At 70.7% G+C, this 13,458-nt stretch carries 11 protein-coding genes and 1 pseudogene; 8 read left to right on the top strand and 4 right to left on the bottom strand.

The features are described 5' to 3' along the window. The first annotated feature begins 27 nt into the window (after positions 1 to 27). Complete coding sequence (locus AIIKEEIJ_RS21750; RefSeq protein ID WP_161996535.1) at positions 28 to 2,373, top strand: galactose oxidase-like domain-containing protein; 2,346 nt, start codon at positions 28 to 30, stop codon at positions 2,371 to 2,373. Between the two features lie 41 nt (positions 2,374 to 2,414). Here AIIKEEIJ_RS21750 and AIIKEEIJ_RS21755 read toward each other — a convergent pair whose 3' ends face one another. Then, positions 2,415 to 3,344 carry an RNA polymerase sigma factor SigJ gene (locus AIIKEEIJ_RS21755; RefSeq protein WP_161996536.1) on the bottom strand — a complete coding sequence of 310 codons (930 nt, stop codon included), beginning with the start codon at positions 3,342 to 3,344 and terminating at the stop codon, positions 2,415 to 2,417. Positions 3,345 to 3,702: 358 nt separating this feature from the next. Here AIIKEEIJ_RS21755 and AIIKEEIJ_RS21760 point away from each other — a divergent pair, with 358 nt between their 5' ends. The 6 genes and pseudogenes from AIIKEEIJ_RS21760 to AIIKEEIJ_RS21785 all read left to right on the top strand — a co-directional run bounded on the left by AIIKEEIJ_RS21760 (position 3,703) and on the right by AIIKEEIJ_RS21785 (position 9,472). After that, a complete protein-coding gene (locus AIIKEEIJ_RS21760; RefSeq protein ID WP_161996537.1) occupies positions 3,703 to 4,791 on the top strand; it encodes an ABC transporter substrate-binding protein in 1,089 nt (362 codons plus the stop codon). Beyond that, a complete protein-coding gene (locus tag AIIKEEIJ_RS21765; protein ID WP_029541783.1) occupies positions 4,788 to 5,612 on the top strand; it encodes an ABC transporter ATP-binding protein in 825 nt (274 codons plus the stop codon). The genes AIIKEEIJ_RS21760 and AIIKEEIJ_RS21765 overlap by 4 nt, the downstream gene beginning before the upstream one ends. After that, positions 5,605 to 6,477: an ABC transporter permease gene (locus tag AIIKEEIJ_RS21770; protein ID WP_006931126.1), complete on the top strand. Its 873-nt coding sequence runs from the start codon at positions 5,605 to 5,607 to the stop codon at positions 6,475 to 6,477. Before AIIKEEIJ_RS21765 ends, AIIKEEIJ_RS21770 begins: the two co-directional genes overlap by 8 nt. Positions 6,478 to 6,510: 33 nt before the next feature. Continuing rightward, the gene (locus tag AIIKEEIJ_RS21775) at positions 6,511 to 7,863 is read left to right on the top strand and encodes an NtaA/DmoA family FMN-dependent monooxygenase (protein WP_161996538.1); all 1,353 of its coding nucleotides are present in this window, start codon (positions 6,511 to 6,513) and stop codon (positions 7,861 to 7,863) included. Between the two features lie 135 nt (positions 7,864 to 7,998). Continuing rightward, positions 7,999 to 8,478 (top strand): annotated as a pseudogene (locus AIIKEEIJ_RS21780) (MFS transporter); the annotation flags it as partial. A gap of 7 nt (positions 8,479 to 8,485) precedes the next feature. Then, on the top strand, positions 8,486 to 9,472 hold the full coding sequence (locus AIIKEEIJ_RS21785) for an LLM class F420-dependent oxidoreductase (RefSeq protein WP_006931130.1): 987 nt from the start codon (positions 8,486 to 8,488) through the stop codon (positions 9,470 to 9,472). 25 nt (positions 9,473 to 9,497) lie between these two features. Here AIIKEEIJ_RS21785 and AIIKEEIJ_RS21790 read toward each other — a convergent pair whose 3' ends face one another. The 3 genes from AIIKEEIJ_RS21790 to AIIKEEIJ_RS21800 form a co-directional block, all read right to left on the bottom strand. Continuing rightward, positions 9,498 to 10,061: a GNAT family N-acetyltransferase gene (locus AIIKEEIJ_RS21790; protein WP_006931131.1), complete on the bottom strand. Its 564-nt coding sequence runs from the start codon at positions 10,059 to 10,061 to the stop codon at positions 9,498 to 9,500. 2 nt (positions 10,062 to 10,063) lie between these two features. Then, on the bottom strand, positions 10,064 to 10,732 hold the full coding sequence (locus AIIKEEIJ_RS21795) for a DUF3239 domain-containing protein (protein WP_338021000.1): 669 nt from the start codon (positions 10,730 to 10,732) through the stop codon (positions 10,064 to 10,066). A gap of 137 nt (positions 10,733 to 10,869) precedes the next feature. Then, complete coding sequence (locus AIIKEEIJ_RS21800; protein WP_338021001.1) at positions 10,870 to 11,178, bottom strand: DUF1676 domain-containing protein; 309 nt, start codon at positions 11,176 to 11,178, stop codon at positions 10,870 to 10,872. 854 nt (positions 11,179 to 12,032) lie between these two features. Here AIIKEEIJ_RS21800 and AIIKEEIJ_RS21805 point away from each other — a divergent pair. After that, positions 12,033 to 13,433, top strand: a complete 1,401-nt coding sequence (locus AIIKEEIJ_RS21805; RefSeq protein ID WP_065922944.1) for a CitMHS family transporter — start codon at positions 12,033 to 12,035, stop codon at positions 13,431 to 13,433. The last annotated feature ends 25 nt before the right edge of the window (positions 13,434 to 13,458 follow it).

Consider the following 13,458-nt stretch of genomic DNA (forward strand, 5'->3'; position numbering starts at 1 on the left):
GGCGGGACACGGATACTGGGAGGCGCCATGGCCGGTGGTTTCGTGCCTGTTCCGGACTGGTTCAGCTGGGAGAATCACGACTGCGGCGTCGCCGTCGCCGACATCGACGGTGACGGCGCACCGGACGTCGTCGCTCTCATGATCGACAACCCGCGAGAGCAGAACACCGGCTGGTACCGGGTCGGACACGGGCTGGCCGCCGACGGAACGGTGCGCAACTGGGAGTCCTGGATCCCCGTTCCCGATTGGTGGGGCTGGGAGAACCAGGGCGCCGGTGTCGCCGTCGCGGACCTCGGCGGTACCGGCACGCTCGACCTCGTCGTCTTCGTCGTCGACAACCCGCCCGGTCAGAACTCCGGATACTTCCGCATCGGCCGCGACCTGGCCGCCGACGGAACGGTCACGGGAGGGTGGACGCCGTGGATCGCGGTCCCGGACTGGTACGGGTGGGAGAACCAGGGCGCCGACATCGCGATCGCCGACCTCGACGGCCTGCCCACCCTCGTGGTCTTCGTCGTCGACAACCCGCCCGGCCAGAACAGCGGACAGTTCCGGCTGGGCCGGGGGTTGACTCCCGAGGGAACGCTGACCGCCGGCTGGACGCCCTGGGTGCCCGTACCGGACTGGTACGGCTGGGAGAACCAGGGTGCGGGCATCGCCGTCACCGACCTCGACGGCGACGGCCGGCCCGAACTGATCGTGCTCGCCGTCGACAATCCGCCGGGGGAGAACGGTGGTCACTACACGATCGGCTGGGGTCTGGACGGATCCGGTCACGCCCTCGACGGCTGGAGCGTGTGGTCCACCATCCCGGCGTGGGGCTTCTGGGAGAACCAGGGTGCGGCAGCCGCAGTGCTGGATCGCGGCGACGGTTCCCGGCCCGAACTGGTCGTGCTCGCGACGGACAACCCACCGCAGCGCAACACCGGGTACCTCCGCGTAGTCGAACTCGTCACGGACGTCGACGAGGCGCCCGGCATGGGTCTCTGGCGGCTGCTCGACTTCGGCACCGAGATCAATCCCGTGCACGCGGCGCTGCTGCACACCGGGGACGTGCTCTTCTTCGCAGGCTCCGGGAACGATCCCGACCACCATGCAGCCCATCGATTCCGCACCAGAGTCTGGCACTATCCCGCTCCCGAACTCGACGCTCCGGCCACACCGATCGACCTGTTCTGCGTCGGGCAGGCGTTTCTTCCCGACGGGCGCCTTCTCGCGGCCGGGGGCACCGAACGGTACGACCCGTTCTACGGTCTGAAGGACGCGCTCGTCTTCGATCCGGTCACGGGGGAGTGGTCGGCCACCGCCGACATGACGTACGGGCGGTGGTACCCGACGCTGCTCACCCTCGGCGACGGGAACGTGGTCGCGGTGTCCGGACTCGGCGCCGACAACCATCTTTCGGTCGTCCCCGAGCGCTACACCGCGGCGACCGCGACGTGGTCGGAACTGCCGTCGCCGGGCCCGATCCCGATGTATGCGCACCTGTTCCTGCTCGCGGACGGCCGGATCTTCTATTCCGGAGGTCAATACGGCGGGAACAACGGCATGCGGCCGTCCGTGTGGGATCCCGATACGGGTCACGTCACCGCCGTGGCCGGCCTGGCCGTGCCCGGTTCCCGCAATCAGGCGGCGAGCGTGCTGCTGCCGCCGGCCCAGCAGCAGAGGGTCATGATCCTCGGCGGCGGAGGATTCGACCTGCACAGTCCCGCCCCTGCACTCGCCGACACGCGGATCGTCGACCTCACCGACCCGGAGCCCACCTATCGGCCCGGTCCCCCGATGGCCCATGCCCGCATGCATCTGAGCGCGGTGCTGCTCCCGGACCGCACGGTGCTCGCCACGGGCGGTTCGGCGGTGGAGGAGACGGCGCACGGCGCACCGCCCCATGCGGAGATCTACCGGCCCGCCACCGGCGTGTGGACGCACACCGCGCCCTCTCGGGTGCCCCGGCTCTACCACTCGGTCGCCTTGCTGACCCCCGACGGGAAAGTGGTCACCGCCGGCTCGAATCCGGCCCGCAAGACGGAGGACCTGCGCATCGAGATCTACTGGCCCCCGTATCTGTTCCACGGCGACCGGCCGACCCTCGAGCTGGCCGCCGCCGAGGGCGGATACGGGGGAACCGTTGCCGCGACCGTGCACCCGCGCGGCGCCGTACAGACCGTCGGCCTCGTCCGTCCGGGCGCCTGCACCCACTCGTGCGACAGCGAGCAACGCCTGATCGACGTCGCGTTCACCGCCGGGGCGGGTGGATCGGTCACGCTGCATCTGCCCACCGACCCCGACCTCGCGCCGCCGGGGTGGTACCTCGTGTTCGCGGTCGACGAGCACGAGGTGCCGTCGATCGGCCGATGGCTGCACCTGGGGTGAAACCGATCGCACCGTCCGGTCGGCGGATTCGGCCCGGTTCGCTACGCTCGGTCGCCGTCCCCGCGGGCGAGCAGGACGCCGCGGAGCTTGTCGGGATTCGCCATGTCGTAGGCCGCCCAGACCCGCCCGTTGCGGACCGTGCAGCCGACGACCCGGCCGGCGAAGGCCCGGTGGGTCTCGTCGCCGGGGCCGCCCCCGCTGACGAACCCGAGTTCGCCGTTGACGAGCGCCGGTGTGCCGGCCAGGAACGCCTCGGCGCCGTAGCGCTGCATCAGGCCCAGGAAGAACCGGGCGAACCGCTCCGCGCCGACGACGACGTTGACGGCCGTGCGGGTCACCCCGTTGGCGTCTCCGATCACCCGGGCATCGGGATCGAGCGCCGCGACCACCGCCGCGAGGTCCCCGGAGGCGAGGGCGGTCATCAGCCGCTGCACCGCCTCGACGTGCTCGGCGGCCGGCACGGGGGGCGGCGCGGCCGCGACGGCCCGCCTACCGCGGGAGGCGAGCTGGCGCGCGGACGCCGGCGTGACGTCGAGAATGCCGGCGATCTCGTCGAACGGCACGGCGAACCCGTCGTGCAGGACGAAGGCGACGCGCTGGGCGGGGGTGAGCGTGTCCAGCACGACCATCGCCGCCATCCTGCTGTCCTCCTGCCGCACCACGGCTTCCAGTGGATCCGGGGCCGGCGATCCGCCGAGCGGGGTGACGATCGGCTCGGGCAGCCACTGGCCGACATAGTTCTCCCGGCGCGCCGTCGCCGACCGCAGCCGGTCGAGGCACAGGCGTCCGACGACGGTGGTCAGCCACGCCCGCAGATTGTCGATCCGGTCGGTGTCGGCGCCGTCGAGGCGCAGCCACGCGTCCTGGACCGCGTCCTCGGCGTCGGCGACGCTGCCCGTCAGCCGGTAGGCGACGGAGAGCAGGTGCGGCCGATGCTGCTCGAAGGCGTCGGCGAGCACGGCGGTGCGCATGGGGCGATCGTACCGACCGACGGCGCGATCGCGACCGGTACGGCACCGGACCGAACATGTCAAGGGATCCGCACACGGATGCGCCGAAGCGTTGACCCGTCGCGGCGGCCCGGGACAGACTTCCGGAGTCCGATCGCCGCAGAAGGAGTCCACCGTGTACGAGTGTCCGGACTGTTGTCGCTGACCCTCCCGGTGTAGCCCGGCGTGCCGGCCCGTCCGGCCGGCCGCCGTCGCGCGATCTTCCGTTGCCGCACCGCGAATCCCGGTGTCGCGTACGCCTTCACTGTCGCCGCGCGCCGCATTTCTCCGTGCCCGCCGTGCCGGGCCTCTTCGTCGAACGTAAGGGACAACTCTCGCGATGTCGTATTCCACGCTGCGCAGCCGACTGGTCCGGTCGGCTGCGGTCGCAGCCACTCTCGTCACCCTCGCCGCGGGGGTCGCGGCCTGCTCCTCGGGGTCGGAGACCACCACCACCGAGGACGGTCGCACCGTCCTGCGCTACCAGGGCTCGGCCGGCCAGGTCACCTATCCCGAACTCGCGGAGAACCTCGGTTACTACGAGAACGTCGCGCTGGACTGGGTGGGCGACACCACCAGCGGTCCGCAGGACATCCAGTCCGCGGCCACCGGCCAGACCGAGTTCGGCGGCGCATTCAACGGCGCCGTCATCAAGCTCGCCGCCGCCAACTCGCCGATCACGTCGGTCATCAGCTACTACGGCTCCGACAAGGAGTCGTTCAACGGCTACTACGTGCTCGAGGACAGCCCGATCCGCACCGCCCGGGATCTGATCGGCAAGAAGGTGGGGATGAACACGCTCGGTGCCCACCACGAGTTCCTCGTCCGCGAATGGCTCGCCCAGCAGGGACTGATCCCGGACGAGATCAAGCAGGTCGAACTGATCGTCGTGCCCCCGGTGAACACCGAGCAGGCGCTGCGGGAAGGGCAGATCGACGTCGGCACCCTCGGCAGCGTGTTCCGCGAGACCGCGGTCTCGCGCGGCGGGATCCGTCCGCTGTTCACCGACGAGTCCCTGTTCGGGGCGTTCAGCTACGGCACGTACGTCTTCCGAGACGACTTCATCGCCGAGAACCGGGACGCGGTGGCGGATTTCGTGCAGGGCACGGCGCGGGCCATTCGCTGGGCGCAGACCACCCCACGCGACGAGGTCATCGCCGAGTACAAGGAGATCATCAACGGCCGCGGCCGCAACGAGAACACCAACCTCGTCGAGTTCTACAAGAGCCCCGGCGTCGCCGGCCCGGGCGGGACGATCACCGAACAGGAGATCCAGACCTGGCTCGACTGGCTCGCCCGGAACGGCGAACTGCCCGAGGGCACGTTCACCCCGGCCGACATCTACACCAACGAATTCAACCCCTACGCCAACGGCACCTACGAACCGTCGAGCGGTCCGAACGGTGAACCCGTCGAGGAGGCGAAATGAGCACCACCCCGAAGCTCCGTCTCGAGCACGTGACCAAGCAGTTCCCGGTCCGCGGTACGGACACCGCGTTCACTGCCCTCGACGATGTCAGCCTCGACCTGGCCGACGGTGAGTTCCTCGTCCTCGTCGGCCCCAGCGGCTGCGGCAAGTCCACGCTGCTCGACCTTCTCGGCGGGCTGAGCAGCCCGACGTCGGGACGGATCCTGCTCGACGGACAGCCGATCTCCGGGCCGGGCCTGGATCGGGGCATCGTCTTCCAGCAGTACGCGCTCCTGCCGTGGCGCACCGCGCGGCACAACATCGAATTCGGCCTAGAGGCGAAGGGCCTGCCCCGGCGTCAGCGCCGCGCGCTGGCCGAGCACTACCTCGAGCTGGTGGGGCTGCGCGGGTTCGGCGATCGCTATCCGCACGAGCTGTCCGGCGGCATGAAACAGCGCGTCGCGATCGCCCGGAGCCTGGCGTTCGACCCCGAGGTGCTCCTCATGGACGAGCCGTTCGCCGCCCTCGACGCGCAGACCCGGGAGTCGTTGCAGGACGAGCTGTTGCGGATCCGGCACGAGACCGGCAAGACCATCCTGTTCATCACCCACGGCATCGACGAGGCGATCTACCTCGGACAGCGCGTCGCCGTGCTCACGTCCCGGCCCGGGCGGATCAAGACCGTCGTGGACATCGACATCGATCGCACCGTCGACGACGTCCGGTCCGGCGAGGCGTTCCGACACTATCGACACCGGATCTGGTCGTTGCTGCACTCGGAGGTCGAGCGCGCGCAGCACCACGAGTTCGGTGCCGCAACCCAGGAGGTGCAGCATGTCTAGTCCGAGCGCCACGCTGATCGACCCCGTCGAGCTCGACGGGGCCCTCGCGGAGCAGCGACCCGCGCCGGCCGTGCCCGCCCCGGGCGCCGGGACCGGACGCCGGGTCGGTGCCGTCGTATGGCGCGGTGTGAAGCCGGCCCTCGCGATCCTCGCCTTCCTCGCGGTCTGGGAGACCGCGCCCCGGCTCGGGCTCGTCGACGAGGTGTTCCTGCCGCCCTTCACCGTGGTCGCGGAGGCCTTCACCCAGCTGATCGGTAGTGGCCAGCTCGCCGAACACCTCGGCGCCAGCCTGTCCCGGGCCGTCACCGGATTCGTGATCGCAGTGCTCGTCGCGATCCCGCTCGGGGTGGCGATCGGCTGGTACCGGCCGGTGGCCGAGTTCCTCAACCCGATCCTCGAGCTGTTCCGCAACACCGCCGCGCTCGCACTGCTGCCCGTGTTCATCCTGATCCTGGGCATCGGCGAGACCTCGAAGGTGGCGCTGGTGATCTACGCGAGCACCTTCCCGATCCTGCTCAACACCATCTCCGGCGTGCGCACCGTGGATCCGCTGCTGGTCAAATCGGCCCGTTCCCTCGGTCTGCCTTCCTACCGCCTGTTCCAGAAGGTGATCCTGCCGGCTGCCGTGCCGACGATCTTCACCGGCATCCGGATGGCTGCGGCCTCGTCGATCCTCGTGCTCATTGCGGCCGAGATGGTCGGCGCCAAAGCAGGTCTCGGCTATCTCATCACCGCCTCGCAGCTCAACTTCCAGATCCCGAACATGTATGCCGGCATCGTCGCCATCTCCCTCGTCGGTCTGACCTTCAACGGGATCCTCGTCGCAGTCGAGCGCCGACTGTCCCGCTGGCGCGCAGACCAGTAGTCCGTCCGTTCCCACGTACTCGGATAGGTTGTCATGTCCCAGTCTCCGAAGCAGTTCCACCTCAACGCCTTCCTGATGGGGGTCGGCCACCACGAGGCCGCCTGGCGGCACCCGCGCACCGACGAGCGCCGCGTCCTCGACGTCGCACACTTCCAGGAGCTCGCGCAGATCGCCGAACGCGGCAAGCTCGACTCGGTGTTCTTCGCCGACGGCCTCGCGACCGGTCCCCGCGTGGAACACAACATCCAGGCGGTCTTCGAGCCGATCACCCTGCTGTCCGCGATGGCCGTCGTCACCGAGCGGGTGGGCCTGATCGCCACCGCGTCGACCGGCTACAACGAGCCGTTCAACCTCGCCCGCAAGTTCGCCTCGCTCGACCACATCAGTCACGGCCGCGCCGGCTGGAACATCGTGACCTCGGGTGGCGCCGACGAGGCGGCCAACTTCGGCTACGACGAGACACCGGACCACGCCGGCCGTTACGACCGCGCCGCCGAGTTCGTCGACGTCGCCGTCGACCTGTGGGACAGCTGGGACGACGATGCCGTCGAGCTGGACGTCGACAGCGGCCGCTTCGCCGACCCGGCCAAGGTACACACCATCGACCACGACGGCGCGCGGTTCACGGTGCGCGGCCCACTGAACTCCCCGCGCTCACCTCAGGGCCGTCCCGTGCTGGTACAGGCCGGATCCTCGGAGAGCGGAAAGGATTTCGCCGCCCGGTACGCCGAGGCGGTCTTCACGGCGCAGCGCACCCTGGCCGAGGGGCAGGCGTTCTACCGCGATCTGAAGGCCCGCGTGGCCGAGGCGGGGCGGGATCCGCACTCCCTGAAGGTGCTCCCCGGGATCGTGCCGTTCATCGGCGACACCGAGGCCGAGGCCGAGGCGCTCGAGCAGGAGTTCACCGACCTGATCTCACCGGCGTACTCGTTGCGCCAGCTCTCCGGGATGGTGGGAGTTGATCTCACCGAGTATGCCCTGGACGCGCCGCTGCCTCCGCTGCCGCCGATCGACCGGATCCAGGGCAACAAGAGCCGCTACGAACTGGTGAAGAACCTCGCCGAGAGCGAGGGCCTGACCGTGCGCCAGCTCATCGGGAAGCTCGGCGGCGGCCGCGGGCACCGCACCTTCGCCGGCACCCCCGAACAGATTGCCGACGAACTGCAGCTGTGGTTCGACAGCGAGGCCGCCGACGGCTTCAACGTCATGCCGCCGTATCTGCCCGGCGGACTCGAGGACTTCACCACCCGCGTGGTGCCGATCCTGCAGGAGCGCGGGCTGTTCCGCACCGAGTACACGGCGACGACGCTGCGCGGCCACTACGGGCTCGACCGCCCGGCCGGTCGCCTCGCGGCCACCGCATACGCGGGTGCCGCGACGGCGTGAGTCCGCCCCTCGAACCGACGTCGCTCGTCCGGACGGTGTTCGTCCCGTCCGCGATCTTCGGGATCGGGCAGGGTGCCGGGGCCCCGGTGGTTGCGCTTCTCGCGCGCGACCTCGGGGCCCGGTGTCCGTGGCCGGGTTGATCGTGGCGTCGACCTACTCTGTTCGTATCCGGCGGGACAGATGATGGACCGCTTCGGCCGCCGCGTCGTGGCGGTGCCGTCGCTGCTCGTGATCGGTGTGGCGTTTCTGGCGCTCCCGATCGCGGACGATCTCATCTCCCTCGTGGCGGTGGCCGTGCTCCTCGGAATCGGCAACGGCCTGGGCAACGGCGTCATCATGACGCTCGGGGCCGACACCGCCCCGCCGCGGACGCGTGCGGAGTTTCTCGCGGCCTGGCGACTGATGCACGACAGCGGTATGTTCGCCGGCCCGTTCGCGGTCGGAGCCGTCGCCGCGCTGTCGCTGGCGGCCGGCGCACTGACCGTCGGAGGACTCGCGATGCTCGGTGCCGCCGTCATGTACCGGTACATTCCGCGATACTCGGCTTGGCCGCGTCGCACGCTGCAACCGGCGTCGGCGTCCGAGAAGGCAGCACACACCACGACACCGAGTTAGGACCCACATGCGTTTCGGATTCTTCGTCCCCCAGGGCTGGCGGCTCGACCTCGTCGGCATCGATCCCGCCGAGCAGTGGCGGGTGATGCGCGACCTGGCGCAGCGCGCCGACGCCGGCCCGTGGGAATCGATCTGGGTGTACGACCACTTCCACACCGTGCCTCTGCCCACCGAGGAGGCCACCCACGAGGCCTGGTCGCTGGTGTCGGCATTCGCCGCGGTCACCGAGAACGTGCGCATCGGACAGATGTGCACCGCCATGAGCTACCGCAACCCCGCCTACCTGGCGAAGGTCGCCGCGACCGCGGACATCATCTCCGGCGGCCGCATCGAGATGGGCATCGGCGGCGGATGGTACGAGCACGAGTGGCGCGCGTACGGATACGGCTTCCCGCCCGCCGCCGAACGGCTGCGCCGGCTCGACGAGGGCGTGCAGATCTTCCGGCAGGCCTGGACCACCGGCACCGCGACCCTGCACGGCAGGCACTACCAGGTGGACGGCGCCGTCGTGCGCCCCCTGCCGCTGCAGGACGGCGGCATCCCGCTGTGGATCGCCGGCGGCGGGGAGAAGGTGACCCTGAAGATCGCGGCCAAGTACGCGCAGTACACCAACTTCGACGGCACCCCGGAGGGCTTCGCCCACAAGTCGGAGATCCTGCGCGGGCACTGCGCCGACGTGGGCACCGACTTCGACGCCATCGTCCGCTCGGCGAACTACAACGTCGCGATCGGCCGGACCGAGGCCGAGGTGCAGGAGCGCCTCGATGCGCTGCGCGCGCGGCTCGAACCGTACGTCGGGCCGGAGAAGGCCGACAGCGCGCTCGACGCGTTCCGGGGGCTGCCCGCCGTCGGCACTCCCGAGCAGATCGTGGAGAACTTCACCGCGCTGAAGAAGCAGGGCATGACCTACGCGATCCTCTATTTCCCCGAGGCCGCGTACGACACCTCGGGCATCGAGTTGTTCGAGAGGGAAGTCCTGCCCGAACTGCGCTGACCGGGGTCGCCGGCGGCCGTGCCGATCACATCGGCCACCCGTCGGCCGGCACGCGTGGGTCGTCGGGCAGCAGACCCGCGACCCACGCGTCGTGCCGCACCCCGCGCTGCAGCACGCCGCGCCGTTGCACCCCCTCGAAGCGGAAGCCGACGCGCCGCGCCACCGCCGCCGACGCGAGATTGGCGGCCAGCGCCCGCCATTCGATACGGCCCAGTTTCAGACCGTCCGCGCGGAAGGCGAAGTCGCACAACACGTTCACCGCGGCCGTCGCGAGCCCGCGGGTGCGTGCGGCCGGAGCGATCCAGTACCCGATCTCCGCGGCCGACGGGTCGCGCGCGATCAGCCCGATCGTGCCCAGCAGCGGGCCGTCGGCGGTGGTCCGCACCGCCCACACCGGACTGTGTCCCTCCCAGCCGGCGGGCACCACGTCGCCGACGAACCGTTGCGCGTCGGCGCGGGTGTAGGGGTCGGGGACCGTCGTCCACCGGACGATCGACCGGTCCCGGCAGGCGGCCGTGATCGCGTCGACGTCGTCCGGGCCCGGCACCGTGAGAACGACGGTGCTTCCGGCGAGGACGACGGGTCGCATGGTCAGCGGAGGTCGGGGGGCAGGTCCTTCGGGTCCAGCACGAGCCGGCGCTCGTCGCTGGCCGCGACCTCGTCCGAGAGGGACAGCTTGCCTTCGACCACCTTCCACTCGGTCTCGTCGATGGCGGCCGCGGCCTCCCGCAGCACCGAGGCGTCGCGGGTGCCCCACGCGATCGGCATCGGGCTGACCATCTGCCACGCGCCGCTCGTGTTGCGGGTGGTGCGGTCCGACAGCACCGCGACGCACGGCACGCGCTCGCCGACCTGCACCCGGTGCCCCGGTACGGCCGTGACGTCCCGGGCGACCAGCGCATAGCGGTGGACGCCGGTCTCCGGCTTGGCGATGTCGACGAGCGCGAGCAGCGTCATCCCGCGCGGCCGGAGCTCGGAGACCACGGCCGGCACCAGGGGACTGTCCCGGTACAGGTGCTGGATCGTGCCCACCTTGCGCGGCGCCCATACCGCAACCCACGCAGCGGTGAGCGCGGCGACGATCACCACCGCCGCGACGACGAAGGACCACGCCTGGCCGATCAGGAGCAGCCACACCGCGGCCGCCGCGAACAGCACCGCTAGCACGACCCCCGAGACCCGCAGCCGCCGCACCTCGGCGACGGTCTGATTGACGGCCTTGGCGTGGGGCAGGTCCACGGGGAAGTCGAAACGGCGCACGCCGTCAGCTTATGCGACCGGCTGGTCGGCGGTGGAGCCCTGTAGGGGTGGCCGCAGCGGTGGTGAGGGGGGCGTTGCTGCGGAGCCCTCTCGCGCGATGGCGCAGGATCCACCCCTTCGAAACGAGAACCTTCGGATCACTGCGTAGCGGCCCGTACCGCCGCGATCACCCCGGCGACGAGCAGGGCCAGCAGGGCGACCACGAGCAGGACCGGAGCCAGCAGCGCCACCAGGACGACGGCGAGAGCAAGGAGGATCTTGGCCTTGATGCTCAGCCCGGCCAGCAGGCCCTTGAACGCTGCCCACAAGGGATTCCTGCCGGTCAGGGCGGCCCCCACCCCTTTCAGGACGGCCTTTCTGCTCGCACTGCCGTTGGTGACGGAGTCGGTGAGCTGGTCCGTCCACTCGGGGACATCGCGCATCACCGCGGCTCGCCGCTTCCGCACCGCCCCTGCAAGTCGGCGAACGTGGGTCTTCAGCCACTCGAGGGCAGCCGCGACGGACCGGCGCTTGCGGCTCGGAGGGGGGTCGCCGAGCCCGGTGGGTCCGGGGCGTTCCGAGGTCGAGGCCGGCCGGCGGGGCGTGCGCTCCGGCGACGAGGGCCGGGATGCCGACGAGGGCCGGGATGCCGACGAGGGCCGGGATGTCGTGGAGGTGCGGGACTGCTCGCGGGGCCGCTGCCGTGCCTCCCCCGCGGCGGCGGTCCGCGTCCGCGGACGGGCCGGGCGCGTGGCGGCTTCCTGCCCCGGGCGGCGGGGTGTCTCCGGCGTCGATCGGCGGGGGGCCGTTGCCCGTTCGGTGCGCGGCTTCGACGCCGTCCGCCGCGGTGCCGCCGTGGTCGATTCCGTGGTGGCCTTCGTGGCGGCCGACTTCGCGGCGGTCGGTTTCGTGGCGGACGAGCGTCTGCGCGGCGCTCGTTCCCGGCCGGCGGTGGCCGACGCCGTCGGCCTTTTCGCCGTCCCGGACGACGGGGCCGCACGACGCGGCCGCTCGGTCGTCCTGGTCGAGCTGCCCCGGTCCGCGGCCTTGGTAGCCGTTCGGCCGGGGCTGCCGGATGCGGTCCGGCCACCCTTGTCGCCCCGTGCGCCCATGCGGAAGGCGTACCCCTCATGCGGTCCCGGTAAACCCGCCGACCGGGGCGAATGCACTCGAGCAGAATGCGCACAACGGCGCTATCGCACGCAACGGTGACCACCCGCAGTGGCCTGCCCCACACTTCCGTGTAGCAGAGATCACACCGGGTGACGACCCGGATTCTCGAACCTCCTCCGCACCGTCCACCGACGAAAGCGAGCAGATCGTGCTTGTCTTCCTCGGCTTCCTCATGGTTGCCGTCTTCATGTATCTGATCCTGTCCAAGAGGGCCACTCCCGTCGTCGGGCTGATCCTCGTTCCGGTCGCCTTCGGCCTGTTCGCCGGTGCGGGCGCCGATCTCGGCGACATGATCGTCGACGGGGTCACCGACCTCGCCCCGACGGCCGCGCTGCTGTTCTTCGCGATCATCTTCTTCGGGATCATGATCGACGTGGGGCTGTTCGACCCCCTGGTGCGGCTCGTCCTGCGGCTCGTCCGGGACGACCCGGCGCGGCTCGTCGTGGGGACGGCAGTGCTGGCGATGGTCGTCTCCCTCGACGGCGACGGCTCGACCACCTTCATCATCACCACGTCCGCGATGCTGCCGCTGTACCTGAAGCTGCGGGTGAGCCCGGTGGTGCTGACGGTTGTCGCGGGCCTGTCGAACGCGACGATGAACATCATCCCGTGGGGCGGCCCGACGGTCCGCGCCGCCAGCGCGCTCGGCCTGTCCCCGTCGGATGTGTTCGTCCCGATGATCCCGTCGCTGCTCGTCGGCCTGGTCGTCGTGCTCGGGTTCGCGCTGCACCTCGGTGTCATGGAGCGCCGGCGCCTCGGCAAGCTGGTGTGGACCGCTGAGCCGGTCCTGGCCGGCGCCGGCCGCGGCGGCTCCACGGGAGCGGGTCGTTCGGGTTCGCGTGGCGCCGGCAGCGGATCCGGCCCGGACGCGCCCGGCGACGACGAGACCGGCGGTTTCGTCGCAGGTCTCGACCCGACCCGCGCGACCCTGCGACCGAGGCTGCTGCCGTTCAACGCGCTGCTCACCGTCGCCCTGCTCGTCGTCCTCGGGCTCGACATCCTGCCCATCCCCGTCCTGTTCATGATCGCCGCAGGCCTGGCGCTGGCCGTGAACTTCCCGCGCGTGTCGGAGCAGTCCGAGGCGATCGTCCGGCACTCGTCGAGCATCGTGTCGGTCGTGGCCATGGTGTTCGCGGCCGCCGTCCTGACCGGTGTGTTCCAGGGCACCGGCATGGTCGAGGAGATGGCGCAGTGGCTGACCGGCGCGATCCCGGACGCGCTCGGCCCCTACCTGGCGGTGATCACGGGCGTGCTCAGCATCCCGTTCACCTTCTTCATGACCAACGACGCGTTCTACTTCGGCGTGCTGCCGGTCCTGGCCGAGACGGCCGCCCAGTACGGGATCGAACCGGTCGAGATGGCCCGCGCCTCGATCACCGGCCAGCCCGTGCACATGCAGAGCCCGCTGGTGCCCGCGATCCTGCTGCTCGTCACCCTCGCCGGCGTCCAGCTCGCCGACCACCACCGCAAGGTGCTGTGGCGCGCGACGCTCGTGTCGCTCACCATGCTGGCCGTCGGCATCCTCCTGGGCCAGATCCCGCTCGGCTGAGCTCCGCACCGACGTACCGTCGCGA

The organism is Rhodococcus sp. YH1 (assembly GCF_009939605.1).
Classification (GTDB): Bacteria; Actinomycetota; Actinomycetes; order Mycobacteriales; family Mycobacteriaceae; genus Rhodococcus; species Rhodococcus aetherivorans.

Coding starts and splice junctions, on each gene's coding strand:
- AIIKEEIJ_RS21750 (WP_161996535.1), top strand. CDS start 28: ATGGCCGGTGGTTTCGTGCCTGTTCCGGACTGGTTCAGCTGGGAGAAT.
- AIIKEEIJ_RS21755 (WP_161996536.1), bottom strand. CDS start 3,344: ATGCGCACCGCCGTGCTCGCCGACGCCTTCGAGCAGCATCGGCCGCAC.
- AIIKEEIJ_RS21760 (WP_161996537.1), top strand. CDS start 3,703: ATGTCGTATTCCACGCTGCGCAGCCGACTGGTCCGGTCGGCTGCGGTC.
- AIIKEEIJ_RS21765 (WP_029541783.1), top strand. CDS start 4,788: ATGAGCACCACCCCGAAGCTCCGTCTCGAGCACGTGACCAAGCAGTTC.
- AIIKEEIJ_RS21770 (WP_006931126.1), top strand. CDS start 5,605: ATGTCTAGTCCGAGCGCCACGCTGATCGACCCCGTCGAGCTCGACGGG.
- AIIKEEIJ_RS21775 (WP_161996538.1), top strand. CDS start 6,511: ATGTCCCAGTCTCCGAAGCAGTTCCACCTCAACGCCTTCCTGATGGGG.
- AIIKEEIJ_RS21785 (WP_006931130.1), top strand. CDS start 8,486: ATGCGTTTCGGATTCTTCGTCCCCCAGGGCTGGCGGCTCGACCTCGTC.
- AIIKEEIJ_RS21790 (WP_006931131.1), bottom strand. CDS start 10,061: ATGCGACCCGTCGTCCTCGCCGGAAGCACCGTCGTTCTCACGGTGCCG.